The sequence below is a fragment of the Streptomyces sp. NPDC031445 genome, from assembly GCF_055581365.1.
This window is the reverse complement of sequence record NZ_JBVIJO010000002.1, coordinates 718,461-745,037: the sequence shown is the minus strand read 5'-3', so window position 1 is coordinate 745,037 and position 26,577 is coordinate 718,461. Positions and strand designations below refer to the sequence as shown.

The 26,577-nt window shown below is 73.8% G+C and carries 27 protein-coding genes and 3 tRNA genes; 16 read left to right on the top strand and 14 right to left on the bottom strand.

What is annotated here, in order from left to right:
- The first annotated feature begins 26 nt into the window (after positions 1-26).
- Together ACZ5DC_RS09545 and ACZ5DC_RS09540 are read left to right on the top strand one after the other, a co-directional pair.
- On the top strand, positions 27-737 hold the full coding sequence (locus tag ACZ5DC_RS09545; protein ID WP_468651025.1) for a YidC/Oxa1 family membrane protein insertase: 711 nt from the start codon (positions 27-29) through the stop codon (positions 735-737).
- A gap of 143 nt (positions 738-880) precedes the next feature.
- Entirely contained in the window at positions 881-1,738 is an 858-nt protein-coding gene (locus tag ACZ5DC_RS09540) for a fumarylacetoacetate hydrolase family protein (protein WP_366750369.1), read from the top strand.
- Positions 1,739-1,907: 169 nt separating this feature from the next.
- On the opposite strand, the gene ACZ5DC_RS09535 is transcribed toward ACZ5DC_RS09540, so the two are convergent.
- The 3 genes from ACZ5DC_RS09535 to ACZ5DC_RS09525 form a co-directional block, all read right to left on the bottom strand.
- Positions 1,908-2,774, bottom strand: coding sequence for an LLM class F420-dependent oxidoreductase (locus tag ACZ5DC_RS09535; protein ID WP_468651022.1), 867 nt, complete (start codon positions 2,772-2,774; stop codon positions 1,908-1,910).
- 95 nt (positions 2,775-2,869) lie between these two features.
- Positions 2,870-3,379 carry a heme-degrading domain-containing protein gene (locus tag ACZ5DC_RS09530; protein ID WP_468651020.1) on the bottom strand — a complete coding sequence of 170 codons (510 nt, stop codon included), beginning with the start codon at positions 3,377-3,379 and terminating at the stop codon, positions 2,870-2,872.
- Positions 3,379-4,452: a Gfo/Idh/MocA family protein gene (locus ACZ5DC_RS09525; protein WP_468651018.1), complete on the bottom strand. Its 1,074-nt coding sequence runs from the start codon at positions 4,450-4,452 to the stop codon at positions 3,379-3,381. The genes ACZ5DC_RS09530 and ACZ5DC_RS09525 overlap by 1 nt, the downstream gene beginning before the upstream one ends.
- 55 nt (positions 4,453-4,507) lie before the next feature.
- On the opposite strand from ACZ5DC_RS09525, the gene ACZ5DC_RS09520 reads away from it, so the two are divergent.
- The 5 genes from ACZ5DC_RS09520 to ACZ5DC_RS09500 all read left to right on the top strand — a co-directional run bounded on the left by ACZ5DC_RS09520 (position 4,508) and on the right by ACZ5DC_RS09500 (position 9,373).
- Positions 4,508-5,746, top strand: coding sequence for an ROK family transcriptional regulator (locus tag ACZ5DC_RS09520; RefSeq protein WP_468651016.1), 1,239 nt, complete (start codon positions 4,508-4,510; stop codon positions 5,744-5,746).
- Positions 5,747-5,915: 169 nt separating this feature from the next.
- Positions 5,916-6,941: a hypothetical protein gene (locus tag ACZ5DC_RS09515; protein ID WP_468651014.1), complete on the top strand. Its 1,026-nt coding sequence runs from the start codon at positions 5,916-5,918 to the stop codon at positions 6,939-6,941.
- Between the two features lie 300 nt (positions 6,942-7,241).
- Positions 7,242-8,021, top strand: coding sequence for an HAD-IIA family hydrolase (locus ACZ5DC_RS09510; RefSeq protein WP_468651012.1), 780 nt, complete (start codon positions 7,242-7,244; stop codon positions 8,019-8,021).
- A gap of 102 nt (positions 8,022-8,123) precedes the next feature.
- Positions 8,124-8,693, top strand: a complete 570-nt coding sequence (locus tag ACZ5DC_RS09505; protein WP_468651010.1) for a hypothetical protein — start codon at positions 8,124-8,126, stop codon at positions 8,691-8,693.
- Between the two features lie 8 nt (positions 8,694-8,701).
- The gene (locus ACZ5DC_RS09500; RefSeq protein WP_468651008.1) at positions 8,702-9,373 is read left to right on the top strand and encodes a class F sortase; all 672 of its coding nucleotides are present in this window, start codon (positions 8,702-8,704) and stop codon (positions 9,371-9,373) included.
- Between the two features lie 304 nt (positions 9,374-9,677).
- Here the strand turns inward: ACZ5DC_RS09500 and ACZ5DC_RS09495 are convergent, their stop codons facing one another.
- Positions 9,678-10,364, bottom strand: coding sequence for a FadR/GntR family transcriptional regulator (locus tag ACZ5DC_RS09495; RefSeq protein ID WP_468651006.1), 687 nt, complete (start codon positions 10,362-10,364; stop codon positions 9,678-9,680).
- A 78-nt stretch (positions 10,365-10,442) separates the two neighbouring features.
- Positions 10,443-10,516: transfer RNA gene (locus ACZ5DC_RS09490), tRNA-Lys, on the bottom strand.
- A 187-nt stretch (positions 10,517-10,703) separates the two neighbouring features.
- Here ACZ5DC_RS09490 and ACZ5DC_RS09485 point away from each other — a divergent pair.
- From ACZ5DC_RS09485 to ACZ5DC_RS09470, 4 genes are all read left to right on the top strand, one after another.
- Positions 10,704-11,990: a peptidoglycan-binding protein gene (locus tag ACZ5DC_RS09485; RefSeq protein ID WP_468651004.1), complete on the top strand. Its 1,287-nt coding sequence runs from the start codon at positions 10,704-10,706 to the stop codon at positions 11,988-11,990.
- A gap of 58 nt (positions 11,991-12,048) precedes the next feature.
- Entirely contained in the window at positions 12,049-13,185 is a 1,137-nt protein-coding gene (locus tag ACZ5DC_RS09480; RefSeq protein WP_468651002.1) for an SPFH domain-containing protein, read from the top strand.
- A 148-nt stretch (positions 13,186-13,333) separates the two neighbouring features.
- On the top strand, positions 13,334-13,939 hold the full coding sequence (locus tag ACZ5DC_RS09475) for a lytic polysaccharide monooxygenase auxiliary activity family 9 protein (protein ID WP_366750381.1): 606 nt from the start codon (positions 13,334-13,336) through the stop codon (positions 13,937-13,939).
- A 119-nt stretch (positions 13,940-14,058) separates the two neighbouring features.
- Positions 14,059-14,526: a DUF3592 domain-containing protein gene (locus ACZ5DC_RS09470; RefSeq protein ID WP_468650999.1), complete on the top strand. Its 468-nt coding sequence runs from the start codon at positions 14,059-14,061 to the stop codon at positions 14,524-14,526.
- A 56-nt stretch (positions 14,527-14,582) separates the two neighbouring features.
- On the opposite strand, the gene ACZ5DC_RS09465 is transcribed toward ACZ5DC_RS09470, so the two are convergent.
- The 7 genes from ACZ5DC_RS09465 to ACZ5DC_RS09435 all read right to left on the bottom strand — a co-directional run bounded on the left by ACZ5DC_RS09465 (position 14,583) and on the right by ACZ5DC_RS09435 (position 19,759).
- A tRNA-Lys gene (locus ACZ5DC_RS09465) sits at positions 14,583-14,656 on the bottom strand.
- A gap of 96 nt (positions 14,657-14,752) precedes the next feature.
- On the bottom strand, positions 14,753-15,505 hold the full coding sequence (locus ACZ5DC_RS09460; protein ID WP_366750383.1) for an IclR family transcriptional regulator: 753 nt from the start codon (positions 15,503-15,505) through the stop codon (positions 14,753-14,755).
- A 230-nt stretch (positions 15,506-15,735) separates the two neighbouring features.
- Positions 15,736-16,518, bottom strand: a complete 783-nt coding sequence (gene ehuA / locus ACZ5DC_RS09455; RefSeq protein ID WP_468650997.1) for an ectoine/hydroxyectoine ABC transporter ATP-binding protein EhuA — start codon at positions 16,516-16,518, stop codon at positions 15,736-15,738.
- Positions 16,508-17,158, bottom strand: coding sequence for an ectoine/hydroxyectoine ABC transporter permease subunit EhuD (gene ehuD / locus ACZ5DC_RS09450; protein ID WP_366750385.1), 651 nt, complete (start codon positions 17,156-17,158; stop codon positions 16,508-16,510). The genes ehuA and ehuD overlap by 11 nt, the downstream gene beginning before the upstream one ends.
- Positions 17,155-17,802 carry an ectoine/hydroxyectoine ABC transporter permease subunit EhuC gene (gene ehuC / locus ACZ5DC_RS09445; RefSeq protein WP_468650995.1) on the bottom strand — a complete coding sequence of 216 codons (648 nt, stop codon included), beginning with the start codon at positions 17,800-17,802 and terminating at the stop codon, positions 17,155-17,157. The genes ehuD and ehuC overlap by 4 nt, the downstream gene beginning before the upstream one ends.
- Positions 17,802-18,716: an ectoine/hydroxyectoine ABC transporter substrate-binding protein EhuB gene (gene ehuB, locus ACZ5DC_RS09440; RefSeq protein WP_468650993.1), complete on the bottom strand. Its 915-nt coding sequence runs from the start codon at positions 18,714-18,716 to the stop codon at positions 17,802-17,804. The genes ehuC and ehuB overlap by 1 nt, the downstream gene beginning before the upstream one ends.
- A gap of 89 nt (positions 18,717-18,805) precedes the next feature.
- Complete coding sequence (locus ACZ5DC_RS09435) at positions 18,806-19,759, bottom strand: D-2-hydroxyacid dehydrogenase (protein ID WP_468650991.1); 954 nt, start codon at positions 19,757-19,759, stop codon at positions 18,806-18,808.
- Positions 19,760-19,993: 234 nt separating this feature from the next.
- On the opposite strand from ACZ5DC_RS09435, the gene ACZ5DC_RS09430 reads away from it, so the two are divergent.
- The 4 genes from ACZ5DC_RS09430 (at position 19,994) to ACZ5DC_RS09415 (ending at position 21,988) form a co-directional block, all read left to right on the top strand.
- A complete protein-coding gene (locus tag ACZ5DC_RS09430) occupies positions 19,994-20,725 on the top strand; it encodes a maleate cis-trans isomerase family protein (protein WP_468650989.1) in 732 nt (243 codons plus the stop codon).
- A 124-nt stretch (positions 20,726-20,849) separates the two neighbouring features.
- Complete coding sequence (locus tag ACZ5DC_RS09425) at positions 20,850-21,218, top strand: hypothetical protein (RefSeq protein WP_366750390.1); 369 nt, start codon at positions 20,850-20,852, stop codon at positions 21,216-21,218.
- 136 nt (positions 21,219-21,354) lie between these two features.
- Positions 21,355-21,924 carry a bifunctional DNA primase/polymerase gene (locus tag ACZ5DC_RS09420; protein WP_468650986.1) on the top strand — a complete coding sequence of 190 codons (570 nt, stop codon included), beginning with the start codon at positions 21,355-21,357 and terminating at the stop codon, positions 21,922-21,924.
- A tRNA-Lys gene (locus ACZ5DC_RS09415) sits at positions 21,915-21,988 on the top strand. The genes ACZ5DC_RS09420 and ACZ5DC_RS09415 overlap by 10 nt, the downstream gene beginning before the upstream one ends.
- A gap of 110 nt (positions 21,989-22,098) precedes the next feature.
- On the opposite strand, the gene ACZ5DC_RS09410 is transcribed toward ACZ5DC_RS09415, so the two are convergent.
- Complete coding sequence (locus ACZ5DC_RS09410; RefSeq protein ID WP_468651291.1) at positions 22,099-23,313, bottom strand: M6 family metalloprotease domain-containing protein; 1,215 nt, start codon at positions 23,311-23,313, stop codon at positions 22,099-22,101.
- A gap of 375 nt (positions 23,314-23,688) precedes the next feature.
- Between ACZ5DC_RS09410 and ACZ5DC_RS09405 the strand changes: the two genes are divergently transcribed.
- The gene (locus ACZ5DC_RS09405) at positions 23,689-25,491 is read left to right on the top strand and encodes a putative bifunctional diguanylate cyclase/phosphodiesterase (protein ID WP_468650984.1); all 1,803 of its coding nucleotides are present in this window, start codon (positions 23,689-23,691) and stop codon (positions 25,489-25,491) included.
- Here ACZ5DC_RS09405 and ACZ5DC_RS09400 read toward each other — a convergent pair.
- Positions 25,470-26,567, bottom strand: a complete 1,098-nt coding sequence (locus tag ACZ5DC_RS09400) for an LLM class flavin-dependent oxidoreductase (RefSeq protein ID WP_366750393.1) — start codon at positions 26,565-26,567, stop codon at positions 25,470-25,472. The two genes, ACZ5DC_RS09405 and ACZ5DC_RS09400, sit on opposite strands and share 22 nt — an antisense overlap.
- Positions 26,568-26,577: the final 10 nt, after the last annotated feature.

Below are 26,577 nucleotides of genomic sequence, written 5' to 3'. Positions count from 1 at the left end.
CGACGAGACCCCCGGAGGGCTCACCCATGTCCGTTTTCGCGCGCCTGGTCGAGCACCTGGCCGACCTGCTGGCCCCGCTCTTCCACGCCTCCGCGGCAGCCGCCGCGATCGTCCTGTTCACCGCGCTCGTACGGCTCCTCGTCCACCCGCTGTCCCGGGCCGCCGCCCGCGGCCGGCGCGCCCGCGCCGCACTCCGGCCGGGAATCGCCGCACTGCGCGAGAAGCACGCCAAGGACCCGCAGCGACTCCAGCGAGCGATCCTGGACCTGCACGCCGAGGAGAAGGTCTCCCCGCTCTCCGGCTGCCTGCCCAGCCTGCTCCAGGTGCCCGCGTTCTTCCTGCTCTACCACCTCTTCTCCAGCACCACGATCGGCGGCGAGCCCAACGGCCTGCTCGGACACCGCCTGTTCACGGCCCCGCTCGGCGGACACTGGGCCGACGCGCTGGCGGACGGCGGGGTGTTCGGCCCGGCCGGGCTGGTCTACCTCGGCCTCTTCGCCGTCGCCGCGGCCGTCGCCACCGCCAACTTCCGGCGCGCCAGGCGCACGTCGGCCGGACAGCCCGCGCCGGCCGGCGCCGGGGGCGAGGTGCCCGGGCTCGGCGCGGTCGGCCGGGCCGTGCCGTTCCTGTCCTTCTTCACGCTCGTCACCGTGGCGGTCGTCCCGCTCGCCGCCGCGCTGTATGTCGTCACCAGCACGGCCTGGAGCGCGGCGGAACAGTTCCTGTTGTCCCGGTGACCGGCCGAGCCCCCTGTGGCCGTGATGACGGTCCAGTACGTGAACAGGGTCTTGTGGACTGGACGGTCTGATTGGAGGATCAGCCAGTCCTCCGATGGCTGCACCCATCGGCCGGGCGCCGCCGATCGAGGGAGATGGTGACCATGAAGCTGCTGCGAGTCGGTACGGCAGGGGCGGAGCGACCCGCGCTGCTCGACGCCGGGGGGACCCTGCGGGACCTGTCGGGCCTCGTGGACGACATCGACGGCGCGCTCCTCGCCGACGACGCCGCGCTGGGCCGGATCCGGGCCGCGGCCGGGACCGGTGAACTGCCCGCGCTGGACGCCGACGGACTGCGGATCGGGCCCCCGCTCGGCCGCATCGGCAAGATCGTGTGCATCGGGCTCAACTACCACGACCACGCCCGCGAGACGGGCGCCGAGCCGCCCGCCGAGCCGGTGGTCTTCATGAAGGCGCCGGACACGGTTGTCGGGCCCAACGACACGGTGCTGGTGCCGCGGGGCTCGGAGAAGACCGACTGGGAGGTCGAACTCGCCGTCGTCATCGGCCGTACGGCCCGCTACCTGGACTCGGCCGAGGAGGCGCTCGCGCACGTCGCCGGGTACGCGGTCGCGCACGACGTCTCCGAGCGGGAGTTCCAGATCGAACGGGGCGGCACCTGGGACAAGGGCAAGAACTGCGAGACGTTCAACCCGCTCGGCCCGTGGCTGGTGACGGCCGACGAGGTCCCGGACCCGCAGGGGCTGTCGCTGAGGCTGTGGGTGAACGGCGAGTTGAAGCAGGACGGTACGACGGCCGAGCAGATCTTCCCGGTGGGGGAGGTCGTGCGGTACCTCAGCCGGTTCATGACGCTGTACCCCGGCGACGTCATCAACACGGGGACGCCGGCGGGGGTGGCCATGGGGCACCCCGAGCCCAAGCCGTACCTCCGCGGCGGGGACGTGGTGGAACTGGAGATCGCGGGACTCGGGCGGCAGCGGCAGGAACTGAAGAACGCGTAGACGCTCCGCTGGGTTTCCGGGTTGGGAGCTGGGGGTTGGGGCCGGAGCCGGGAAGCCGGGGGCGCCGGGAGCCGGGGAGCCGTCGTACGCCGGTCACGTCCGCGGGGCGGGGCCGTGTGGCTCTGTGCCGGTCACGGCCCCGCCCCCCTTGCCCCTGGCGCCCGGCGGCCTACGCCAGCAGGGTGGCGAGGGTGCGCCATTCCGTCCTCGGGAGGGAGTCGCCCGCGTCCGCCCGGACCACCTGGAGGGCCACGTGGTCCGCGCCCGCCTCGTGGAAGGCGGTGACGCGCTCGCGGACGCGGGCCTCGTCGCCCCAGGCGAAGACCGCGTCGACGAGACGGTCGCTGCCGCCGTCGGCGATGTCGTCCTCGGTGAAGCCCAGGCGGAGGAAGTTGCCGGTGTAGTTGGGGAACTCCAGGTAGGGGGCCAGGTAGGCGCGGGCCGTCTCCCGGGCACGGGCCGGGTCGGTCTCCAGGACCACCTTCAGCTCCGGCGCCAGCAGCGGTCCGTCGCCCAGGATCTCCCGCGCCCGCGCGGTGTGCTCGGGCGTGACCAGGTAGGGGACCGCGCCGGCCGCGCGGTCCCCGGACAGCCTCAGCATCTTCGGGCCCAGCGCGGCGAGCAGGCGGCGGTCGGCGGGTACGCCCGCCGCGTCCAGCTCGTCGAGGTAGCCGACCATGGCCGCGTACGGGCGGCGGTAGTCCTTCGCCAGCGCGCTGTGGCTCACGCCGAGGCCCAGCGCGAAGCGGCCGGGATGGGCCGCCTCCACCTCGGCGAAGCCGGCCGCCGTCGTCGAGGCGTCCCGCTGCCACACGCTCTGGATGCTGGTGCCGACGACGACCCGCCGGGTGGCGCCGATGAGCGGGACCGCGTGGTCGACGGTGCTGTTGCCGCCCAGCCAGATCGCGCCGTACCCGAGTTCCTCCAGCTCGGCGGCGGCCTCGTCCAGTTCCCCGCGCCGTGACGCGTCCTCCGAGCGCAGCTCGACGCTCCAGACGCCGTGGCGGCCGACGGTCTCCTTCAGTGAAGCGGTCATCGGGTGTGAGCCCTCCGGTGGTGGTCCGCGCCGTGATCCCACGGCCTCGCTTCCTGCCAACCGGAGGGCGTCCCCGCCGGATTCCCGCCGTTCGCTCAGTCGGCCGAACGGCCCAGGAACTCCTCCAGCGCCTCCACCACGAACCGGTGGTCCTGAAGCTGGGGCAGTCCGGAGACGGTCACCGCGCCGATCACGCCCACGCCCTCGACCCTGACCGGGAAGGAGCCGCCGTGGGCCGCGTACACGTCCGGGTCGAGACGGGAGGACTCCTCGAACGTCGTCCCCTTGGCGCGGAAGCGGGCGCCGACCAGGTAGGAGGCGGCGCCGTAGCGCTCCACCACCCGTCGCTTGCGGGCGATCCAGGCGTCGTTGTCCGGGGCGGAGCCCGGCAGCGCGGCGTGGAAGAGCTGCTGGCCGGCGCGGTGGATGTCGATGGCGACCGGTGCCTGGCGCTCCCGGGCCAGCTCCACCAGGAGGGAGCCGAGCGCCCAGGCGTCCTCGTGGGTGAACCGCCGGAAGACCAGCCGGCGTTCCTGGGCCTCCAGCTCCTCCAGGCTCGGCGTGAGTTCGGGCGTCGTCCCCGGGGTGGTCCGCGGGTGCTGCATCAGAGGGTCACCGTCACCTTGTCGCGGGCGGACCTGCGGGCCGCCTCCAGTACGTCGAGCGCGGCGGCCGCCTCCAGGGCGGTCACCGGGTTGGGGCCGGCGCCGCGCAGGGCGGCGGCGACGGCGGCGTAGTACGCGGGATAGTCGCCGGGCAGGGTCGGTACGGGGGTGCCGCCGCCGCTCAGCGGGGACTCGCCGGCACCTACCCGGCCCCACAGGGACTCGTCCTCGGCGCCCCAGTCGGGGGTGCCGCCGGGGCGGCTGCCCTCGCGCAGGGCCGCTTCCTGGGGGTCCAGGCCGTACTTGACGTAGCCCGCGCGGGAGCCCAGCACCCGGAAGCGGGGGCCGAGCTGGGCGGTCGTCGCCGAGACGTAGAGGTGGGAGCGGACGCCGCTCGCGTGGGTGAGCGCGATGAAGGTGTCGTCGTCGGCCTCGGCGCCGGGGCGGCGGACGTCCGACTCGGCGTAGACCTCGGTGACCGGGCCGAACAGGACCAGGGCCTGGTCGACCACGTGGCTGCCGAGGTCGTAGAGCAGACCTCCGATCTCTGCCGGGTCGCCGGACTCGCGCCAGCCGCCCTTCAGCTGGGGGCGCCAGCGTTCGAAGCGGGACTCGAAGCGCCAGGCGTCGCCGAGTTCGCCGTCGGCGAGGAGCCGCCGGAGGGTCAGGAAGTCGTTGTCCCAGCGGCGGTTCTGGAAGACGGAGAGCAGCAGGCCGCGCTCCTCGGCGAGGGCGGCCAGCTCGCGGGCCTCGGCCGCCGTACCGGCGACCGGCTTGTCCACGACCACCGGCAGACCCGCCTCGAGGGCGGTGGTGGCCAGCGGGACATGCGTCTTGTTCGGGGAGGCGACGACGATCAGGTCCAGCTCGTCCGCGCGGCCGAACAGCTCCTCGGGGGTGGCGGCGATCCGCACGTCCGGGAACTCGGCGCGGGCCTGCTGCTGCCGCTCCGGCTGGGAGGTGACCACGGTGTCCAGGGCGAGGCCCTCGGTGGCGGCGATCAGCGGGGCGTGGAAGACCGAGCCGGCGAGGCCGTAGCCGATCAGACCGACGCGGAGGGGGGTAGCAGTCATGCCTCCACTTTGGCAACAGTGTTGCGGAAGTGCAAGCGGCGGGGACAATGGGGGTGTGAAGCGGGTGAGGACGGCGACGACGGCGGGGCCGGTGAACGGCGGGGTGGCGGGCGCGAACCTGGGGGCGCTGCGCAGTCACAACACCGCGCTGGTGCTGGGGCTGCTGCGGGACGCCGGGGCCGAGGGCATCAGCCGGCTGGAGCTGGCCGAGCGCACCGGGCTGACCCCGCAGGCCGTCAGCAAGATCACCGCGCGGCTGCGGGCGCAGGGGCTCGCGGCGGAGGCCGGGCGCCGGGCGTCGACCGGGGGCAAGCCGAGGACCGTACTGCGGCTGGTACCGGAGGCGGGCCACGCGGTCGGGGTCCACCTGGACCGCGACGAGCTCCGGGTGGTGCTGGTGGACCTGGACGGCGCCGTGGTGGGGGAGCGGCGCGGCGAACTGGACCTCGGCGCGGGGGCCGAGGCCGTCCTGGGGGCGGTGGGCGAGGCGGTCCGGGGGGTCGTCGGGGAGGCGGGTGCGGGGCCGGGTGCCGGTGCCGGTGCTGGTGCCGGTGCCGAGTGCGGGGGCGGGGATACGAGTGCCGGCGGCGGGCTCGCCTCGGTGGGGTCCTTGCTGGGCTCCTTGCTGGGTGTAGGAGTCGCGCTGCCGGGCCCCTTGGACCATGTGCGGGGGGTTCTGCACCGGGTCACCGGGTTCCCCGAGTGGGACGGCTTCCCGCTGCGGGACGCGCTCGCGGAGCGGCTCGGGGTGCCGGTGGTGGTGGACAAGGACACCAACGCGGCGGCGCTCGGACTGGCCGTCGGGGGCGAGGAGGGCGCGGCGGGCCGGTCCTTCGCCTATCTGCACCTCGGCACCGGGCTCGGGGCCGGGCTGGTGATCGACGGCAGCGTGCACCGGGGGGCGCGGACCGGGGCCGGGGAGTTCGGGCACCAGGTGGTCCAGCTGGACGGACCGGTGTGCGAGTGCGGGGACCGGGGCTGCGTGGAGGCTCTGTGCCTCGCGGCCGTGGCGCGGGGCGAGGTGGCCGAGGCGGCGCGGGTGCTGGGGGTGGCGGCCGGGAACCTGGTCGGGCTGCTGGACATCGACGTGGTGCTGCTGGGCGGCCGGACCGTCGCCGGGGCCCCGGAGACCTACGTGAGCGGGGTCGGAGAGGTGCTCGGGGCCCGGGCCCGGCGGGAGGGCACGGGCGGGGACGCGGTGCCGGTACGGGTGGCTCCGCGCGGGGAGCGGATCGTGGCCGAGGGCGCCGCCCAACTGCTGCTGGCACCGCTGTTCGGGCGGGGGGAGGACTGACGCACGCGCCCACGGGCGGGTGCGGGTGCCGCTGCGGTCGAGGTGCGGGGCGCGGGTCCTGGCCGGTCTCGTCCGGGGCCGTGCCGCTGCGCCGGGCGGGCGGACTTCGCGCCCGGGTCCGGTGTGGCTCGGCCGGAACCCCGGCCCCACCCGGCATGGTCATGTGTTCATGCGACTGTGCACGTCCCTGTCCCTCTGCCTCTCCGCAGCCGCCGCCGTCGTCGTGCCCGCCGCCGTCCCCGCGTCGGCGCACGCCGCGTCCGCCGGTACGACCCCCTCGTGCGTCGCCGCCGACGCGCGGGCCTTCCCGCTGGCCACCCGGATCCGGGGCGGGCCCACGTCCTACGAGGCCGGCGGCGGGTACGGCACCTGGTACATCGACCTCACCAACACCACCCGCCGGACCTGCGCCGACATCCACCCGGTCGTGGTCCTCGTCGACGACAAGCGCGCCCTGCGGCCGGGGCAGCCCCGGCTGGAGTTCTACGACGGCCCCCGGGCCCGGCCCGTGACCTTCGAGACCACCGACGAGCAGGAACTGGTCGGGGTGCTGGACGGCGCCGGGTTCGGCGGCTTCACCGTGCCGCCCGGCCGGACCGTCAGCGTCCGGGTCCGGCTCGCACTCACCTCCGACACCGCACCCGACCAGGTCACCGCCAACGCGGCCGTCGTGCAGCGGCGGGGCCAGGACGGCGACTGGGTCGGGCAGTCCAACGCCTACCGCTTCGGGATCGGCGAGGAGGCGACGGACATCCCGGAGGGCTCCCTGGAGGACGCCCAGGAGGCCGCGCAGAAGGACTCCCCGGAGTCGCAGGGGGTGGGGGCGACCGCCGGCACGCGGACGGGCGAGGGCCTGCCGACCGCGCCGTCCGGCGGCGCGAGCCGGGACGCCGGGGCCCTGCCGACCGCGCCGTCCGGCGGCGCGAGCCGGGACGCCGGGGCCCTGCCGACCGCCCCGTCCGGCGGCGGCACGGCACCGGCCGCTTCCGCCGTCCCCGCCGCGTCCAGCGCCTCCGGCACCGGCCCCCACGCCCCGGACGCCTCCCTGCCCCTCGCGCAGGACGAGGCGGCCGGGGAACGGGCGCGCGAGCTGGCCCGCACCGGTCCGGGGCTCGCCCACGGCCTGCTCACGGCCGTCGCCGCGCTGGTGGCCGTGGGCGCGACCGCGCACCTCGTGGCCCGGGGCCGTCGCTGACGAGCCCCGCCCCCGCCGCGTCCTGGGCGGGGGCGGGGAGGTGTCCGGGGCGTCGGTGCGGGTGCCGGCCTGTACCGGTCGGGGGTTGGCTCACCGCCGTCGCCGTGCCGGTCGTCGTGGACGTGACCCTGTGCTCCCCGGCCCTCGACCGTCACCGCGCCGGGGCGAGCCCCCTGACCAGTGGGTACCAGGTGATCGACGGGGTCAGGACGGGCAGGCGCTGACTAGGCTGGGGGCGTCGGTACGCCGTGGTTCCGGCGCCCCGTTCCCCGACCGTACGTACGCCAGGAGACGCACAGCATGGCAGACCGCAAGCCCATAGAGTCATGGCTCACCGACATGGACGGCGTCCTGATCCACGAGGGTGTCCCGATCCCGGGAGCCGACGCCTTCCTGAAAAAGCTGCGCGAGTCCGGCCGGCCCTTCCTGGTGCTCACCAACAACTCCATCTACACCGCCCGTGACCTGCACGCCCGGCTGCGGCGCATGGGCCTGGACGTGCCGGTGGAGAACATCTGGACGTCGGCCCTCGCCACCGCCCAGTTCCTGAACGACCAGCGGCCCGGCGGCAGCGCCTACGTCATCGGCGAGGCCGGTCTCACCACCGCGCTGCACGACATCGGTTACATCCTCACGGACCACGACCCCGACTTCGTGATCCTCGGCGAGACCCGCACCTACTCCTTCGAGGCACTGACCAAGGCCGTCCGGCTGATCAACGACGGCGCCCGGTTCATCGCCACCAACCCCGACAACGTCGGCCCGTCCACCGAGGGCGACCTGCCCGCCACCGGCTCGGTCGCCGCCCTGATCACCGCCGCGACCGGCAAGAAGCCGTACTTCGTCGGCAAGCCCAACCCGCTGATGATGCGGGCCGGGCTGAACGCGATCGGCGCCCACTCCGAGACCTCGGCGATGATCGGCGACCGGATGGACACCGACGTGCTCGCCGGCCTGGAGGCCGGGATGCGTACGTTCCTGGTGCTCAGCGGCGTGACCCAGCCGAACGACGTGGACCGCTACCCGTTCCGCCCGTCCGAGGTCGTCGCCTCCATCGCGGACCTGGTCGACCTGGTCTGACCCGGCCGAAACACGGCCTCACCCGTTCGGAGCAATCCGGCGCCTTCCGAGGATGCGGAGGCGCCCGGGGCGGGGGAGCCTCCTGATAACTGGAGGTTCACGATGGGCTCACTACGCCTCACGTTCTGTACAGCTTTCCCCGCGGCCGCCCTCGCCGTCGTCGCCGTCGTCGCCCCGTCGGCCCACGCGGCGGACGGCGGCCCGGTCACCGTGACCCCGGCCGGCCCGGCACCGGGCGACGACGTCACCCTTCGGGTCAGCGGCTGCTCCGGCCGGCAGGGCAGCGCCGCCTCGTCCGCCTTCGTCGCCGATGCCCGGCTGACCGGCGACCAGGGCGGCCTGAGCGGCGAGACCCGCGTCCGGTCCACCCTGGAGCCGGGCGCCTACACCGTGAAGGTCTCCTGCGCCGGCACCGTGCTCACCGGCAGCGTCACGGTCGCGCGGCCGGGCGGCGCGGCCGACCGGCGGGAAGAGCCCATCCGGCTGCCCGCCCAGTCCCCCTCGCCGATCGCCCCGGTCCCCGCGGGCGGCGGCGGGACCACCCACTTCGCCACGGTGGCCACCAGCGGCTCCGGCCCCGACGCCGTCCAGGCGGCGACCGGGCTGGCGCTCGCCGGGATCGCCGCGGTCGCCGTCGGGCTGCGCGCCCGCCGGAGCCGCGGCACCCACTGAGCGGCGCCATGTCCGACGACCAGGGGCACACCAGCGGCACCGGACGGCTCGTCACCGGCCTGACCTGGGCGCTGCTGCTGTTCGGGCTGTGGCTGTGGGGGTGCGGCGTGAGCGACGTCCCGCGGGGCACGGACGGCCCCGTCACGGGTGACGTCCTCGCCCCCGGCCGTGCCACCGGCCCCGCCCGGCTGCCGCGCGCCGCGCAACCGCTGGCCGACGCGGTGCCCCAGCGCGTCGACATCCCCCGGCTGGGCGTCCAGGCCCCGGTGGTGGCCCGCGGTCTGGACGCGCGCGGCGCGATCGACCCGCCGCCCTACGACCAGCCCGGCGTGGTCGGCTGGTACGGCGCCGGACCCGTGCCGGGTGCCGCCGGGGCGGCCCTGCTGGTCGGACACGTCGACACCGAGACCCGGCCCGCCGTCTTCTACCGGCTCAGCACCGCCCGGCCCGGTGAGCGGGTCCGGGTGTTCCGCGCGGACGGCAAGGTCGCCGAGTTCACCGTCGACGACGTCCGCGTGCTGCCCCGGGACGGCTTCGACGCCCGGCTGGCCTACGGCCCCCGTGTGCCGGGCCGTGCCGAGCTCCGCCTGATCACCTGCGGCGGTTCCTTCGACCGGGCGAGCGGCAGTTACACGGCGAACGTCGTGGTGTCGGCGTATCTGACGGGGACGGCCGGTTGAGCGTGCGGCGGGGAGCCGGCTGGTGCTGTCGCCGAGGCGGTCCGCCAGGACCGGCCCCGTCCGCCGATCACCTGCGGCGGTTCCTTCGACCGGGCGAGCGGCAGTTACACGGCGAACGTCGTGGTGTCGGCGTATCTGACGGGGACGGCCGGTTGAGCGTCCGGCGGGGAGCCGGCTGGTGCTGTCGCCGAGGCGGTCCGCCAGGACCGGCCCCGTCCGCTGATCACCTGCGGCGGCTCCTGGGACCGGGTCAGCGGCAGTTGCACGGCGAACGTCGTGGTGTCGGCGCATCTCTCCACGGTCATCACCGGGGCGCGGCCAGCGGGGACAGCCGGCTGCGGATGTTGCCGAAGTGGTCCCGTATGGCCCGCTCCGCCCGCAGGGAGTCGCCGGAGCGCACCGCGTCCAGGATCTCCCGGTGCTGGCGGCAGGTGACCCGGGGGTCCTGCGGCACGTCCACCAAATCCCGCTGCACCCGGTGGAAGGCGTCCCAGAACGCCTCCAGCACCTCGCCGAGCAGCACGTTGTCGAGTCCCCGGTAGAGGGTGGCGTGAAAGGCGCGGTCCGTCTCGCCGAGCCCGGTCCCCTCGGCGGCCTCCCGTTCCATGCGCTCCACGAGCGCGTCGAGCTCCACGAGGTCCGCCTCCGGCAGCCGCCCGGCCAGCCGGGACACCAGCCCGGTCTCGACGGCCTCGCGCAGCTCCAGCAGCTGGAGCAGGGAGTCCTCGCCGCGGTAGTGGCCGGCGACGGTGCGGAAGGCCAGGCCCTCGATCATCGGCGCGAACGACATGGAGCCGACGTACGTCCCGAAGCCGTGCCGGATCTCCACGATGCCCATCGCCTGGAGCGCCTTCAGCGCCTCCCGCACGGAGTTCCGGCTCGCCCCGAGCAGCCGCATCAGCTCCGGCTCGGTGGGCAGCGGAGCACCCGAGGGCAGCCGCTCGTCCACGATCAGCTTCTTGATCCGCTCCTGAAGGTCCCGGGCTGCCATGGCCAGAGGGTATCCGGCCATGCGTGTCGCGCGGACATGCGGAAGGCCCCCCGCTTCCGCGAGGGGCCTTCCGGTCGGTGCGCCGCCAGGGACTCGAACCCCGGACCCGCTGATTAAGAGTCAGCTGCTCTAACCAACTGAGCTAGCGGCGCCTGCTGACGGAGAAAACTCTACCCGACCCGTGGGGGTGCTTCCGACCACCGGGAGATGGCGTGACAGCCACGCGGGGGGATCGCGTACATCGTTCGGACCGTCAGAATGCGCGTTCCGTACCCAGTTGGGAAACTGATCAACGTGCACACTCGCGGACACATCACGCCCGAATGTGAGGCAGATCGCATGACCGCTCCGCTGTTCGAGGAGATCGACCCAGCGAGCGACTGTGACTGCCCCGGCTGCGTCCACGGGCGCCGGCCGACTCCCCGCTCCCTGTTCACCCGCGCCCGTCCGGCGGCCCGCGGAGTCGTCGTCGTGGCCGCCGCGTCCGCCGCGCTCGGCACGGTCACGCCCGCCGCCGCCGTCACCCCCGGCCACTCCCCGCACCACCAGGCCCTGCCCGGCGACGGCGTGCCCGACACCCCGCAGGGCGCCAGGGCCCCCCTGCACGGCCGGGCGGGCAGGCCCGCGGAGCCGGACGCCGTCCCGGTGCCCGCCACCACCCGGACCCAGATCATCAACCGGGCCAAGGTCTGGGTGGCCGCCAAGGTGCCGTACAGCATGGCTGACTTCTGGTCCGACGGTTACCGGCAGGACTGCTCGGGCTACGTCTCCATGGCCTGGGGGCTGCCGAACAACGAGTGGACCGGCAGCCTCGGCCAGTTCGGCGTCAAGATCAAGAAGGAGGAGCTGCAACCCGGCGACATCCTGCTCTACCACAATCCCGACAACCCCGAGAAGGGCTCCCACGTCGTGATCTTCGGCGGCTGGAAGGACAGCACGCACACCTCCTACACGGTCTACGAGCAGACGCCCCCGCGCACCCGCAGCCAGACCACCCCCTACCCGTACTGGAGCAACACCGACAAGTACGTCCCCTACCGCTACAAGGGCGTGACGAAGGCCGGGGCCGCCGCCGGGCCGGCGCCCGGCGGGAAGGCGGCGGTGGCCTATCCGGGCGCGGCCTACTTCGGCCCCGGCGCCGACAACGCGTACGTCACCCTGCTCGGCCGGATGCTGATCGCCCGGGGCGGGGCGTCCTACTACGCCAAGGGGCCGGGGCCGGTCTGGGACGCGGCGGACCGGCGCGCCACCGAGGCGTTCCAGCGGGCCCAGGGCTGGAGCGGCGCGGACGCCGACGGGATCCCCGGCCGGCGCACCTGGGAGCTGCTGAGCACGGGCCGGGGCAAGGACATCGCGTCCCCGGTCGCCGCCCCCGCCTCGCACGGGGTGCCCGGCTACCCGGGCCGCGCCTACTTCCGGCCGGGCCGGAGCAACGACCACGTCACCCGGCTCGGCGCCCAGCTGGTGAAGAAGGGGTTCGGCCGGTTCTACGCCCACGGTCCGGGCCCGCACTGGGGCGAGGCGGACCGGCGCGCCGTCGAGGCCTTCCAGCGAGCCCAGGGCTGGCGGGGCGGTGCGGCGGACGGCTACCCGGGCCCGGAGACGTGGCGCCGCCTGTTCGCCTGACCGGCCCGGCACCCCACCCCCTGTTCATGACGCGTCTGGCGCGGAGGCTGGAGCACGCATGAGTACGACCACATCCCACACGCCGCCCGAGTCCGGGGGGCAGTCGCAGGGCGCGGCCGCCGGCCCCGGCACCCGGCCGGCCCGCCTGATCCGGAACGAGGCCACCACCGAGATCCCCGTCCACCTGCTCTTCCGGGACGAGTCCGACCCGGTGAAGGTGCCGCTCCGGCCGGCCGTGGTGGCCCGCCGGCAGGGCACGGGCGAACAGCCCCGGCTCAGGCGCCCGGCCCCGGCGCGCAGACGGCCGCTGCCGGAGGTCGACCCGGAGCTGGCGGAACGCCCGGCGCGGGTGCTGCCCGGGGCGGCCGGGGTGCTCGCCGGGGTCTGCGGGGTCACCGGCTGCCTGGCCACCACCTGGTGGGCGGGGCTGTTCCCGCCGCTCGCCGCGCGGGCACTGGGCCTGCCGGCGGATCCGGGCGGCGGTCTCGGCCCCGCGCAGTGGGCCGCCTATGCCGGGGCCGGGCTGTTCGGGGCGTTCGGCTTCGGCGGGCTGACCCGGGGACGGACCGGGCGGGCCTGGGTGCTGGGGCTGTTCGGGCGGTACCGGGGGACGGTCCGGCGCACCGGGCTGCTGTGGGTGAACCCGCTGGTGCCGCGCCGCCGGGTGGACGTGCGGCTGCGGCACTGGCGCAGCGAGGCGATGCCGGCGGCGGACCCCGACGGGATGGCGCTGCGGGTGGTGGTGCTGGTGGTGTGGCGGGTGCGGGACACCGCGCGGGCCCTGCTCGGCATCGACGACCACGAGACGTACCTGCGGGAGTGCGTGGAGGCCGCGCTGGCCCGGGTGCCGGTGGAGCCGGCGGGCGGGACGCGGGGCGGGGCGACGGCGGCCGGGGCCGCGCTGACCCGGCTGGTGGCGGCGGAGACGGCGCCGATCGGCGTGGAGGTGTTCGCGGTGCGGCCGGTCCGGGTGGAGTACGCGCCCGAGGTGGCCGGGGCGGTGCACCGGCGGCGGATCGCCGCCCTGGACGCCCGGCAGCGGGCCAGCATGCTCAGCTCGGTGGTGGACTCGGTGGAGGACACGGTGACCCGGCTGACCGTGCGCGGTCTGGTCGAACTGGACGACTACGAGCGCAAGGTGCTGGTCCGTGACCTGACGGTGGCGTTCTGCTCGGGGCGCGGCGAGCCGGTGTAGGGCGGGCGTGGTGAGCCGGTGGGCGGCGGGCGCGCGACCAGTCTGCGATTGGTATGGACATGTTCAACTGGCGGCAATAATCTGAGGCTTGGTCTAGACCTACTCTGCACGGCTCATCGAACTCCCCACGTTCTCCAGGAGCGGCAGCATGCGCACCAAGACCAAGTTGTCCGCGGTCGTGCTGGGCGCGGTGACCGCCGGAGCGTTCGCGCTCTCCACCGGCGGCGCCAGCGGGCACGGCTACACCGACCTCCCCATCAGCAGGCAGAAGCTCTGCCAGAACGGCACCGTGGCGAACTGCGGCCAGATCCAGTGGGAACCGCAGAGCGTCGAGGGCCCCAAGGGCTTCCCGGCCGGCGGTCCCGCCGACGGCCAGCTCTGCAACGCGGGCCTGAGCCAGTTCGCCCCGCTCAGCGCGCCCAGGACGCCGTCCGGCGCCGCCTGGCCCACCACCAAGGTGACGGGCGGCCAGTCGTACACGTTCCGCTGGCAGTTCACCGCCATGCACGCCACGACGGACTTCAAGTACTACGTCACCAAGCCGGGCTGGAACCAGGACCACAACCTCTCCCGCTCGGACCTCAACCTCACCCCGTTCCTGACGGTGCCCTACAACGGCCAGCGCCCGCCGGCCACCCTCAGCCACAGCGGCACCCTGCCGACCGGCCTGAGCGGACACCACGTCATCCTCGCGGTGTGGACGATCGCCGACACGGGCAACGCGTTCTACGCCTGCTCCGACGTCACCTTCTGATCCCCGCTCCGTCACGGGACGGAAACTGAGGTTCCCCTGAGGCCCGGCGCCCCGCGCGCCGGGTAGGTTCCCGCCACACCGCTCGACCGGCAGCGGCGGACCTTCCTCGGGGGAACCTCATGTTCGAGTCACTCTTCTACGCCGTTCCGGCCCTCATGCTCGCGGGCATCGGGTCCGCCGCGTACCTGCTGGTCCGCCGCGCTCGACGGATCAGCAGGACGTGGGCGCACGGCCTGACCGCCGAGGCGCGCTGCCTGCGGATGTTCACGACGACCAGCGGGGGCGGCGGGGACACCTCCGTGCGCACGACCGTGCACCACGTCTACGAGTTCACCACCCGGGAGGGCCGCACCGTCCGCTTCGAGGAGGAGGACGGCCCCACGACCGTCCTGGAGGGCGACGTCGTGACCGTGCGCTACCTGCCGGAGCTTCCCGGGCGCGCCACCGCGCTGCCCCCGGCACGCGGCAGGCTCGCCGTCGGCACCGGTGCCGGACTGGTCTTCCTCGGCGTGGCCGGCGCCTTCTGCGTCGGCTTCATGGCCGTGGCCCACATGATGTTCTCCGAGTCCGCCGGCATGCTGCCGTAGCCTTCCACGCCCGGACGCCGAAGGCCCCCCGCTTCCGCGAGGGGCCTTCGATCACGTGCGCCGCCAGGGACTCGAACCCCGGACCCGCTGATTAAGAGTCAGCTGCTCTAACCAACTGAGCTAGCGGCGCGTGACTCCCGCCTGCCTCGGGTTCTGCTCCCCGCGGCCGGCGACAAAGAAAATACTACCTGGTCCCGCGGGGTGCTCGTGACCACCCGTGCGCCCCTCAGATGGTCAGCGACAGGACCACCGGAGCCGCGTTCCGGTTCAGTGTCTCCGCCGCCCGCTTCAGCCGGTGCGCGTGCTCCAGCGGGAGCGAGACGGCCAGGCAGCCGACCGTGGAGCCCGCGGTGAGCGGTACGGCCGCGCAGACCGTGCCGACCGCGTACTCCTGGAGATCGAGCACCGGCACCGTCGGCGGCTGCGACTCCAGCCGGGACAGCAGCAGCTTGTCGCTGGTGATGGTGCGCGAGGTGAGGCGGGCCATCTTGTGCCGGGAGAGGTGATCACGGCGGGCGTTGTGGTCCAGCTGGGTCAGCAGGCTCTTGCCCACGGCGGTGGCGTGGGCGGAGTAGCGGAAGTCCACCCACTCGTTCACCGCCGGGGCGGCCGGCCCGGCGGCGTACTGGGTGACCCGGACCTCGCCGTCGAGGTACCGGCTGAGGTAGACGGCCGCGCCGACCGAGTCGCGCAGCCGGTCCAGGGTGAGCTGGAGCTTCTCGCGCAGGGCCCGTTCCCGGTCGTGCGCCGAGGTGATCCGGCGCAGGGTGTCGCCGGTGACGTAGGCCCCGTCGGTGATCTGTTCGACGTACCCCTCCCGGCGCAGCATCCGCAGCAGGGCGGTGAGCCGCTCGGTGCCGAGGCCGGTGCGGCGGGCCAGTTCGGTGTCGGTGGCGCCGGCGGGGTGCCGGGCCACGGTCTCCAGGACACGCAGCGCGTCCTGTGCGGAGTGGTACGGGGCGGTCGGCTCGATCCTCATGTCGTTCCCCCTCGGCCACGACCCGGGTCGGCGGATCGTCTCCACGATAGCCGTCAAAGCGGCACGGGGGAGAGGGGGTTGCGAGATTGCGCCCCCCGCGTGCGGGCCGCCAACCGGGGCGAACATCCGTTGGCATATGCCAGGGTCATGTCCCATTGCATGGACCTCGGCTGTTCCGCCGTGGGCCGGCCCCGCGCGGGGCCGGCCCACGGCGGAACAGCGGCGACGCTTCACAGCACCGCGCTGACGAACTCCCGCGTGCGCTCCCGCTCCGGGTCGCCGAAGATCTTCTCCGGCGGTCCCGCCTCGATGACCCGGCCCGCGTCGAACATCAGTACCTGGTCGGAGATGTCCCGGGCGAAACCCATCTCGTGCGTCACGCACAGCATCGTGATGTCCGTGCTGCGCGCGATGTCCCGCAGCAGGTCGAGCACGCCCGCGACCAGCTCGGGGTCGAGCGCGGAGGTCACCTCGTCCAGCAGGAGCACGCGGGGCCGCATCGCCAGCGCCCGGGCGATCGCCACCCGCTGCTGCTGCCCGCCGGACAGCCGGGTCGGCTTCGCGTCGCACTTGTCGGCCAGGCCCACCAGGTCCAGCAGCTCCCGGGCCCGCGCCTCGGCCTCGTCCCTGGACAGGCCGAGCACCCGGACCGGCGCCTCGGTGAGGTTCCGCAGCACCGACATGTTCGGGAACAGGTTGAACTGCTGGAACACCATCCCGATCTTCTTGCGGACCTCCCGGACCTGTTTCTCCGGCGCCGGGAACAGCCGCTGCCCGTCCACGGTGATCGTGCCCTCGTCCGGCTTCGCGAGGGTCATCAGCAGTCTGAGGATCGTCGTCTTGCCGGAGCCGGACGGGCCGATCAGGGTGACGTGCCGGCCCGCGTCCACGGACAGGTCGAGGCCGTCGAGGACGGTGTTGTCCCCGAACCGCTTGGTCACGCCCTCCAGACGGATCAGCTCGGTCGGCAGGGTGCCGGTCACGGCCGGCTGCTTGCGGGTCTCAACGGACAAGGCGTCGCTCCAGGGTGCGCAGACAAAGGGAGGCCAGGTAGGAGACGACGATGAAGGCGACCCCGATCACCGTCAGGGGCTCGGTGAACTGGAAGTGCTGCTGGGAGACGAGCCGCGCCCGGCCCAGCATCTCCAGCACGCCGATGGTCATCAGCATCGGCGTGTCCTTCAGCATCGCGATGACGTAGTTGCCGAGCGGCGGCACCACCCGGCGGACGGCCTGCGGCAGCACCACCGCCGTCCAGGTCCGCCGCACCGGCAGGCTGAGCGCCGTCGCGGCCTCCCACTGGCCCGCCGGCACCGCCTCGATGCCGGCCCGGTAGACCTGCATCGTGTACGTCGAGTAGTGCAGCCCGAGCCCGAGGACCCCGGTGGTCAGCGGGGACAGCGTCACACCCGTCTCGGGCAGCACGTAGAACAGGAAGAAGAGCTGCACCAGCAGCGGGGTGTCCCGCACGAACTCCGTGAGGACCCCCACCGGCCAGCGCACCCACCGGGTCGGCGTCCGCAGCAGCAGCGTCCACACCAGCCCCAGCGCGAACGAGATCAGCGACCCCAGGGCCAGCGCCTCCAGGGTGACGACCAGGCCCTTCCAGAAGTACGGCAGGAAATCGGCGACCGCTCCCCAGTCCCAGGTCATCGGGCCACCTCCGCCTTCAGCCGGCGCTCAAGACCGCGCATCCCACGGGTGAGCAGGAACGCGATCACGAAGTAGATCAGCAGCAGGTACGCGTAGATCCGGCCGCTCTGCTGGAGGGCGAGGCGGACCAGGTTGCCGCTGAAGGCCAGGTCGCCCATGCCCGTGATGGACACCAGCGCGGTGCCCTTGAGCAGCTCGACCAGCAGGTTGGAGAAGGACGGGATCATCTCCGGCACCGCCTGCGGCAGCAGGATCAGCCGCAGCCGCTGCCAGGGCGAGAAGCCGAGCGCGATCCCGCCCTCCCGCTGGGCCGGGTCCACCGCCGCGAGGCCGCCGCGCACGATCTCCGCGCCGTACGCGCCGTAGGTCAGGCCCAGCGCGAGCGTGCCCGCCCACATCGGCACCAGCTGCCAGCCGAACGCCACCGGCAGCACGAAGAACACCCAGAAGATCATCACCAGCGCCGAGACGCCGCGGAACACCTCGGTGTAGAACGCCGCGACGAAGCGGACGAGCCGCGACCGGTGGGTACGGGCGGCACCGGCGGCGAACGACACCGCGGTGGCGAGCAGCGCGCTGTAGACCAGCAACTGGAGCGTGGTGCCCGTGCCCCGGAGGACGAGTTCCCAGAGTCCCGCAGTCATCAGCCGCACAACTCCTTCGCGGTCAGGGTCGTCATCTCGGCCTTGGTGAAGCCGAAGGGCCGCACGATCCGGTACAGCTCACCGCTGCGGCGCAGCTTGCGCAGCTCGGTGTTGAAGGCGTCGCGCAGCCGGGTCTCCTCCGGCCGGAACGCGAACGCGCCGCCGTCCACCTTCGGTCTCCCGTCGACGAGCGCGACGAACGGCTCGGTCGACTCGGCCTTGGCGGAGCCCCGGGCGACGAGCCGGGCGGTGACGGCGGTGGCCGCGAACAGGTCGACCCGCCCCGACTCCACCGCGTTCAGTCCGGCGACCTGGTCCGGCACGATGACGAGGTCGTTCTCCTGGTAGCCCGCCTCCACGGCGTGCTGGATCTGCGCGTACCCGGTGCCGGTGGCCGCCTTGGCGTGCTTGCGCAGCGCGTCCGCGTAGGTGCGCAGGCCCAGCGGGTTGCCCTTGCGGACGACGAAGGCGTCCGGCATCCGGTAGTCCGGGTCCGCGAAGATCACCTGCTCGCAGCGGTCCGGGGTGACGTACATGCCCGCGGCCACCACGTCGAACTGCTGCGACTTCAGTCCGGGGATCAGCGAGCCGAACTCCGTCGGCACCGGCTGCACCCGGTCCACGCCGAGCCGCCTGAAGACCGCCTTCGCCAGCTCCGGCGCCTCCCCGGTCAGCTCGCCGTTCCTGTCGATGTACCCGAAGGGGATCTCCCCGGCGATCCCGAGCCGTACGACACCCTGCGCGCGCAGCCGGTCCAGCAGGTCGCCGCCGGTCTTCCCGGACGCCGACGCCACCCGGGTGCAGCCCGCCGCGCCCAGCGCGCCGAGGGCGGCGAGACCCGCGAGTACCGAGCGCCGGGTGTGTCCGTGTTCCGGCCGGAGGGTGTGCACGTCGTTGCCAAGTGGTGGAGCCATGGCGGCGCGGCTACCCAAGCGGAATCAGGCTATGCGCCCCGGTTTCCCTGGCCGGTGGCACGCCCTCCGGCCCACCGCACGCCGGGTGTTCAGTGGCCGGGCACGTAACCACGCGTCTTGTCGACCACGTTCGGCAGGGATCTGCCCGCCGCCCACCGCTCGTACAACTCCACGAACTGCGCGCCCAGTTCGTCCCGCCAGCCGACCGTGTCCCCGCTCATGTGCGGGGACACGACCAGCCCCGGCAGCCCCCACAACGGGCTGTCCCCGGGCAGCGGTTCGGTCGTGAACACGTCCAGGGCCGCGCCCGCGATCCAGCGCCGGGCCAGCGCGCGGGCGAGGGCCTCCTCGTCGACCAGGTCACCCCGGCCGACGTTCACGAAGAACGCCGAGGGCTGCATCACGCCGAACCGGTGCGCGTCGAACATGCGGTACGTCTGCTCGGTCAGCGGAGCCGCCGCGATCACCCAGTCCGCGCGGGAGATCAGCCGGTCCAGGTCGTCCGGGCCGTGCACGCCGATGCGCGGCACCCGCCCGACCAGGGCCGTCGTCACCCCCAGCGCCTTCAGCGTCCGGACGATCGCCCGGCCGATCGGGCCCGAGCCGACCACGCACGCGCGCGTGCCCGCCACCCGCCGGGTCTCCCGGTGCCGCCAGACCCGCTCCCGCTGGAGCTCCAGGGTGCGCGGCAGGTCCTTGGCGGCAGCCAGCACCAGGGCCGCCACGTACTCGGCGATCGGCTGGTCGAAGATCCCGCGCGCGTTCGTCACCACCGTGTCCGACGCGGCCAGCTCCGGGCACATCAGATGGTCCACGCCCGCGCTCGCGGTGTGCACCCAGCGTGGCCGGGGCCCCTCGCCGGGCCACGCCCGCCGCACCGCGTGCGAGGTGAAGTCCCACACCAGCAGCACGTCCGCGCCGGGCAGCCGCTCGGCCAGGTGCGCCGCGTCCGTGCGCACGATCCGGGCGCGGCCGGTGAGACGGCCGAGCCGGGGCGGCGGATCGGCGTCGAGGACGAGAACGGTCGGGACGGTCGGCGTCATGCGGGGCGGCTCCCGGCGTCTGACATGCGCTGACAGCGCGCGGATGGACCACGCTCGCACCCCGGCCCACCGTCGTCAACACGGGCGGACCCACCCTGCCTTGCCCACCGGGGGCACGATGTGGGCTGCGCCGCGCCGATTGGGTACCCGGACCGTGGGGCCTGGTCGGCCGCCGCTCGACGCGGCTGCCCGCGCACGGCCCGTACTGCCCGCAGAGACGCAGGAAGGCTGGACATGACCGCACTCGGTTTCCTCTACCCGGGCCACTTCGCCGAGGACGACTATCCACGCATCGAGCAGCTCCTGGGCAGCGACATCCGGGTGGAACTGGTCCACACCGACATCGGTGAGGACGCGCACCGGGTGGACACGCTGCGCGAGCTGGGCTCCGCCGACCGGCTCGCCCAGGGCATGGAGGGGCTGCGGCTGGCCGGCGCGGAGACGGTGGTGTGGGCGTGCACCAGCGGCAGCTTCGTGCACGGCTGGGAGGGCGCCCAGCAGCAGGTGCGCGACCTGGCCCGGGTGGCCGGGATGCCGGCCTCCTCGACGGCGTTCGCCTTCGTGCACGCGGCCCGGGAGATCGGCGTACGGCGGGTCGCCGTCGCCGCGACCTACCCCGAGGACGTCACCGCGCTGTTCGCGCAGTTCCTGCGGGCCGGCGGCCTGGAGGTGGCCGGCACCCGGTCCTCGGGGACCGTCACGGCGGCGGAGGCCGGCGGCTGGGGCGAGGAGGACGTGCTGACGCTGGCACGCGCGGCGGACGCCGCCGGCGCGGAGGCCGTCCTGCTGCCGGACACGGCCCTGCACACGGCCGCCCACCTCTCCCTCCTGGAGAAGGCCCTGTCCAAGCCGGTGCTCACCGCCAGCCAGGTCACGGTCTGGGAGGGGCTGAGGCTCGCGGACCGCCGGGTGAACGCACCGGCCCTCGGCACCTTGTTCACCCGGCAGCCGCTGGTGCAGGTGTAGCCCCGGGCTCCTCCTCACAACCCGGCGCGGGCGGCCACGGGGGCCTCTTGCGCCGGCGCGGGACAATGGACGGTGGCCCACCTGAAGGCGGCGCCCACCGAACCGTACGAGGAGGAGACAAGACATGGCGGAGCCCACGCCGCGTCGTAACGAACCGCGGCTACGCCCCGCGCCCCTGCTCTTCGAGCCCGCGGAGGCGGCCGCCGACCCCGAGCACTTCTTCGCCCTGGAGTCGATCGACGACCCGCGGGCGCTGCTGGCCCGGGCGACGGAGCTGACCCAGGCCTTTCGGGCGGCGGCCGACCGGGCGGTGGAGTTCCAGGCCATCGCGGCCGCCCAGCTCGCCGACCCGCGCCGGTTCGACCGGCTGACCCCGGCGGACATCGCCGAGCGGGCGGAGTGGACGGAGGACTACGCGAAGAAGATGGTCGAGTTCGGGCGGGACCTGATGCGCGGAGAGGGCGAGGGGCGGACCGGCGCCGATCCCGTGTAGCGGCCGGACCGCGGCCTGCCCCTGGGGCACCCGCACGGCATATGCCAGGCGGGCAAGATACTCCTCTCCGCCGCCGCTGTCCCGGTTTTCGGCAACCCAGGAGAACGGTCCGCTCACTCGCTGTACACCTGGTGTCATGACCAGCGCCCCGAACGTCACCCGTGTCAGCGCCGACGGCGTCGCCTGGCTCGCCTCGGCGGCGACGTACCCCCGCAGCACCCTCGCCCTGTGGGAGGAGCGCCCGGACGCCCCGGTCGTCCTGCCCTGCGGCACCGTCTTCGACGTGGTGAGCGCCCCCGTGGTCTTCGGCCGCCGCATGCTGGACCGGCTCTGGGACGAGGGCGCGGGCTCGGGGCCGGTCGCGGTGTTCCGGGGGCGGACGCTGCTGTTCGCGGCCCCGGGGACGGCCCAGCGGCTGCCCTCGCTGCTGGACTGGGAGGAGTGGGGGTCCCGGCGGGCCCGCGCGGTACCGCCGCTGCTGTGCCACGGCTCCGGCGACGCGGTCACCGTCCCGCCCCTGAACTGCGACGACGCCGGTGGTGCCGCCCGCTGGCTGGTCGCCCCGGACACCCGGCACCCGTGGCTGCCGGGGCCCGAGGTGCTGCTCTGGGCGGCCGTGCGGGCGGCCCGGTCGGCCGTGCGGATTTCGATTTTTCCTCCCGCCGACCAGGATGCTAAGGTCTACGACGTCAGCAGGCGCCGCTAGCTCAGTTGGTTAGAGCAGCTGACTCTTAATCAGCGGGTCCGGGGTTCGAGTCCCTGGCGGCGCACGCGAAGGAAACGGCGGGTCCGGTTCGAAAGAACCAGGCCCGCCGTTTTCGTGTACGAGTCGGCCGGGGCGCGGCGCACCGCGCCCAGCCGCACGGTCAGCCGGTGCCGGTCAGCCACCCACCGCCGGCGTGATCTTCACCGTCCACGCCCCGGAGGCCGTCAGCCCGTCCGCCTCCACCTTCACCCCCTCCCCGGGCACCGTGAAGCTCTCCCCGAGGGAGACCGGCGCGTCGGCGAGCGGGGCGTAGACCGAGTTCTCCCAGCAGGCCTCGGTGCGCGGGTGGGCGTCCACGACCTGGATCGGGCCGTCGCCGGACTCGGCGGCGCCGCGCACCCGGTAGACCAGGATGCCCTGCCGGCAGGACATCCGGTCGTTGCCGGCCGCGTCGCGCGCCTCGAAGGCGAGGGCTCTGTCCGGTCCGGTGCGCACCACGGCCAGTTTGACGCCGTGGCCGAGGCCGAAGCCGGGGCCGTCGGCCGCCCCCGGCACCGGCACGCCGGGCCCGGCCTCGAGGGGCTCCAGGGTGAGGCGGGCCGGCGCGGCGCCGCGCACGCACACCACCTGGCGCGGATCCAGCCAGCCGAGCCGCCACTTGTGCCAGGCGAACAGGTCGGGGGCGAGCCCGAACTGGCTGCCCATCAGGTCCCAGTCACCCACATAGGTGTCCCAGTCGCCCTTGCCGTCGACCGGGCGGTGGTAGAGGTCGGGCAGGTCGAAGACATGGCCGGTCTCGTGGGCGAGGACCAGCCGGTCCGGCGGATGGTGTTCGAACACGGTGACGACCCGCCGGACAGCGGTGCCGTCGACGCGCAGCGGGGTCTCCAGGTTGACGACCTTCGTGGCGTCCGAGTCGACCCCGGGCGCGTCCGGGTCGGCGACGAGGTACACGATCGGGTAGCGCGAGAAGTCGACTTCCTTGTCGGCCACGGCGAACGCGTCGCGCACGTAGGCGGCCCGGTCCTCCACGTCCCAGTCCCGCCGCATGGCGTACGACGTGGACGGGCGCGGCATGCGCAGCCAGCGCCCCAGCGGGTGCGGGCGCAGGGTGAACCTGCCGTAGGACGCCTGTGCGTAGAAGCGGCTGGTGGCCGGGAAGTGGTCGGCGGCGAGTTCGGCGGGGGTGGTGCGCGGGGTGGCGTCCGGGAAGGACAGGAAGATCATCACGGCGTCCAGCGCGCCGGTGGGACGGGTGTAGGCGGGGTTCCAGCTGTCCACGCCCTCCGAGTGGTGGGCCTCCGTGCGGTGCAGGGCGCAGGGGGCCGGGGAGAAGGGCTCGGCGGCCGACGGGCCGCCGAGGATCGAGGTCGCGGCGAGCGCCGACATCGTGGTGCACACGGCGGCGGTGCTGCGCAGCTTGGGCACGGACGTGACCTCCGGATGCGGTTCGGGACCCGCACCCAGATTGCTGGCAATCGGTGTGTTTTGCCCTGTTTACCTGCACCAGAAGGGTGAGAGCGCCCCCAATGCGCCCCGGCGCGCCCCGGCGCTTGACATCCTCGAAACACTCACGGAACGTCACAACTGGTCGGGGGCCCGAAGAACCCGTCCAGGTGCGGGCAGAAACGATCTGTCAGAACCTGTGCTCGGTCCGGGACACTGGACACCGGCTGGAAGGGCCCGGAGCCAGCCTCTATGATCGGCACACTTTCCGGCACGGACAGGCACGGACACAGATCGAGTGCACTGCGGGAGCGAGCGGTGAGCGGAACGTCCGAAGGGCCGACGCCCGCGGCAGACCTCGACCGGTCAGCCGTCACAGACAGTCACTACACCACCTACCACCGTGTCTTCGCGACCGCCCCGCTCGCCATGGCGGTCGTGGCCCCCGAGGGGCTCGTCGTCAGCGCCAACGCCGCGCTCGGCGACCTGCTCGGCGCCGATCCCGGCACCCTCGTCGGGCGGGTCGCCGCCGACCTGGTGGACCTGGCCGCCGACGCCCGCACCCGGCACGCCTACCAGGAGGTGCTGCGCGGCCGGCAGGCCCGCCTGCGCTGCACCCGCCGGCTGAAGCACCCCGAGGGGCACGCGCCGTGGGTGCAGGTCACCGTCGCCCCGCTGACCGGCGAACCCGGCGCGCTGCTGTCGGTCGCCGACATCAGCTCCCGGCGCGAACTCCAGGCGCGGCTGCGGCACTTGCAGATGCACGACCCGGTGACCCGGCTGCCCAACCGCACACTGTTCTTCGAGCGCCTGACGGCCGCGCTGGAGGCGGAGTCGTACGAGGAGGGCGGCACCGGCCGGATCGGCCTGTGCTACCTGGACCTGGACGGCTTCAAGGCGGTCAACGACACCCTCGGCCACCGCATCGGCGACCGGCTCCTCGCGGCCGTCGCCGAACGCCTGACCCGGGTCGCCGACGAGACCGGGTACGCCCGCGCGGCGACCCCCTTGGTGGCCCGGCTCGGCGGCGACGAGTTCGCCCTGCTGGTGGAGGACTCCACCGGCACCGAACAGCTCGCCGACCTCGCCGAGTCCGCGCTGAACGCGCTGGAGGAACCCTTCGACCTGGCCGGCCAGCGGCTGTCGCTGACCGCGTCCATCGGCGTCGTCGAACGGCACGCGGCCGGTACGACGGCCACCGGGCTGATGCAGGCGGCCGACACCACGCTGTACTGGGCGAAGGCCGACGGCAAGGGCCGCTGGACCCTGTTCGACCCGGAGCGCAACGCCCACCGCATGACCCGTCAGGCGCTGTCCTCCACCCTGCGGCCCGCCATCGAACGCGAGGAGTTCGCCCTGGAGTACCAGCCGTTGGTGGCCATGGAGGACGGTCGGCTCAACGGCGTCGAGGCCCTGATCCGCTGGCACCACCCGCAGTTCGGCACCTTGACGCCGAATCGGTTCATCGGACTGGCCGAGGAGGACGGCTCGATCGTGCAGCTCGGCCGCTGGGCGCTGCACACCGCCTGCCGGCAGGCCCGCCGCTGGCAGCTGGACCGTCCCGGCGAACCGCCCATCTTCGTCAGCGTCAACGTCGCCGTACGGCAGGTGTGGGACTCGGACCTGGTGGCCGACGTGGCGGAGATCCTCGCCGAGACCGGACTCGCCCCGCAGCTGCTCCAGCTGGAGCTGACCGAGTCGGCGGTGATGGGCTCGGCCGGACGCCCGCTCCAGGCCCTCCAGGCCCTCAGCGACATGGGCGTGCGCATCGCCATCGACGACTTCGGCACCGGCTACTCGAACCTCGCCTACCTCAGCCGGCTGCCGGTCTCCACGCTGAAACTGGACGGCTCCTTCGTGCGGGGCTTCCAGTACGACGGCGACAAGAAGGCCATCGCCCCCAACCCGGCCGACGAGGTCATCGTGGAGGCGATGATCCAGCTCGCCCACCGGCTCGGTCTGACGGTCACCGCGGAGTGCGTGGAGACCTCCGCCCAGGCCACCCGGCTGCGCCGGATCGGCTGCGACACCGGGCAGGGCTGGCTGTACTCCCGCCCGGTGCCGCCGGATCGTATCTCCGAGCTGCTGGGGGCGCAGTCCTACGCGGTCGGCAAGCCGTAGGCGTCCGCGATCAGCTCGTAGGAGCGCAGGCGGAGTTCACCGCGGTGCGCGTGCGAGGTGATCATCAGTTCGTCGGCGCCGGTGCGCTTGTGCAGGTCGTCCAGTCCGGCGCGGACCTCGTCGGCCGTGCCCTGCACGATGTTGGCCGTCCAGGAGGCGGCGAACTCCTCCTCCATCGGGCTGAACTCGTGCCGCTCGGCCTCCTCCGGGTCGGGGAACAGGCCGGGGCGGCCGGTGCGCAGCCGGATCATGTTCAGCGCCATCGCCCGGCTCTGCCGGCGGGCCTCCCGCTCGTCGTCCGTGGCGAGGGCGGAGACGCCGATGAGGGCGTACGGCTCGGAGAGGACGCCGGAGGGCCGGAAGGTCTCCCGGTACAGGTCGAGCGCCGGGATGGTGTTCTGCGCGGAGAAGTGGTGCGCGAAGGCGAACGGCAGGCCGAGCAGGCCGGCCAGGCGGGCGCTGAAGCCGGAGGAACCGAGCAGCCAGACCGGCGGCCGGTGCGGGGACTGGACCCCGCCGGGGGCGCTGCCCTGGACGGGTCCCGGGATCGCGTGGATGCGGCGGTACGGGTGCCCGTCCGGGAAGTCGTCGTCCAGGAACCGGGTCAGCTCCGCGAGCTGCTGAGGGAAGTCGTCGGCGCCCTCGTTGAGGGTGTCGGTACGGCGCAGGGCCGCGGCCGTCGCCCCGTCCGTGCCCGGCGCCCGGCCGAGGCCCAGGTCGACCCGGCCCGGGGCCAGCGCCTCCAGCGTGCCGAACTGCTCGGCGATCACCAGCGGGGCGTGGTTGGGCAGCATGACGCCGCCCGAGCCGAGCCGGATGCGGTCGGTGTGGGCGGCGAGGTGGGCGAGGATCACGGCGGGGGAGGAGGAGGCGACACCGGGCATGGAGTGGTGCTCGGCGACCCAGTACCGGTGGAAGCCGCGGGACTCCGTGAACCGGGCGAGCGCGACGCTGGTGCGCAGGGCGTCGGTGGCGGTACTGCCCGCGCCGACGGTCACCAGGTCCAGTACGGAGAGGGGGGCGGGGGCGGTGCCGAGCGCGGCGCCCCGGATCTCGTCTGCCTCGTCTGCCGACACGGTGTGCGCC

Bases quoted from the DNA above. Each gene is read 5' to 3' on its own strand.
- ACZ5DC_RS09510 (WP_468651012.1), top strand. From the start codon at position 7,242: ATGGCAGACCGCAAGCCCATAGAGTCATGGCTCACCGACATGGACGGC.
- ehuB (WP_468650993.1), bottom strand. From the start codon at position 18,716: ATGGCTCCACCACTTGGCAACGACGTGCACACCCTCCGGCCGGAACAC.
- ehuC (WP_468650995.1), bottom strand. From the start codon at position 17,802: ATGACTGCGGGACTCTGGGAACTCGTCCTCCGGGGCACGGGCACCACG.
- ACZ5DC_RS09495 (WP_468651006.1), bottom strand. From the start codon at position 10,364: ATGGCAGCCCGGGACCTTCAGGAGCGGATCAAGAAGCTGATCGTGGAC.
- ACZ5DC_RS09480 (WP_468651002.1), top strand. From the start codon at position 12,049: ATGAGTACGACCACATCCCACACGCCGCCCGAGTCCGGGGGGCAGTCG.
- ACZ5DC_RS09435 (WP_468650991.1), bottom strand. From the start codon at position 19,759: ATGACGCCGACCGTCCCGACCGTTCTCGTCCTCGACGCCGATCCGCCG.
- ACZ5DC_RS09410 (WP_468651291.1), bottom strand. From the start codon at position 23,313: ATGTCGGCGCTCGCCGCGACCTCGATCCTCGGCGGCCCGTCGGCCGCC.
- ehuD (WP_366750385.1), bottom strand. From the start codon at position 17,158: ATGACCTGGGACTGGGGAGCGGTCGCCGATTTCCTGCCGTACTTCTGG.
- ACZ5DC_RS09545 (WP_468651025.1), top strand. From the start codon at position 27: ATGTCCGTTTTCGCGCGCCTGGTCGAGCACCTGGCCGACCTGCTGGCC.
- ACZ5DC_RS09425 (WP_366750390.1), top strand. From the start codon at position 20,850: ATGGCGGAGCCCACGCCGCGTCGTAACGAACCGCGGCTACGCCCCGCG.
- ACZ5DC_RS09475 (WP_366750381.1), top strand. From the start codon at position 13,334: ATGCGCACCAAGACCAAGTTGTCCGCGGTCGTGCTGGGCGCGGTGACC.
- ACZ5DC_RS09485 (WP_468651004.1), top strand. From the start codon at position 10,704: ATGACCGCTCCGCTGTTCGAGGAGATCGACCCAGCGAGCGACTGTGAC.
- ACZ5DC_RS09540 (WP_366750369.1), top strand. From the start codon at position 881: ATGAAGCTGCTGCGAGTCGGTACGGCAGGGGCGGAGCGACCCGCGCTG.
- ACZ5DC_RS09530 (WP_468651020.1), bottom strand. From the start codon at position 3,379: ATGCAGCACCCGCGGACCACCCCGGGGACGACGCCCGAACTCACGCCG.
- ACZ5DC_RS09460 (WP_366750383.1), bottom strand. From the start codon at position 15,505: ATGAGGATCGAGCCGACCGCCCCGTACCACTCCGCACAGGACGCGCTG.
- ACZ5DC_RS09470 (WP_468650999.1), top strand. From the start codon at position 14,059: ATGTTCGAGTCACTCTTCTACGCCGTTCCGGCCCTCATGCTCGCGGGC.
- ACZ5DC_RS09420 (WP_468650986.1), top strand. From the start codon at position 21,355: ATGACCAGCGCCCCGAACGTCACCCGTGTCAGCGCCGACGGCGTCGCC.
- ACZ5DC_RS09525 (WP_468651018.1), bottom strand. From the start codon at position 4,452: ATGACTGCTACCCCCCTCCGCGTCGGTCTGATCGGCTACGGCCTCGCC.
- ACZ5DC_RS09430 (WP_468650989.1), top strand. From the start codon at position 19,994: ATGACCGCACTCGGTTTCCTCTACCCGGGCCACTTCGCCGAGGACGAC.
- ACZ5DC_RS09500 (WP_468651008.1), top strand. From the start codon at position 8,702: ATGTCCGACGACCAGGGGCACACCAGCGGCACCGGACGGCTCGTCACC.
- ACZ5DC_RS09535 (WP_468651022.1), bottom strand. From the start codon at position 2,774: ATGACCGCTTCACTGAAGGAGACCGTCGGCCGCCACGGCGTCTGGAGC.
- ACZ5DC_RS09505 (WP_468651010.1), top strand. From the start codon at position 8,124: ATGGGCTCACTACGCCTCACGTTCTGTACAGCTTTCCCCGCGGCCGCC.
- ACZ5DC_RS09515 (WP_468651014.1), top strand. From the start codon at position 5,916: ATGCGACTGTGCACGTCCCTGTCCCTCTGCCTCTCCGCAGCCGCCGCC.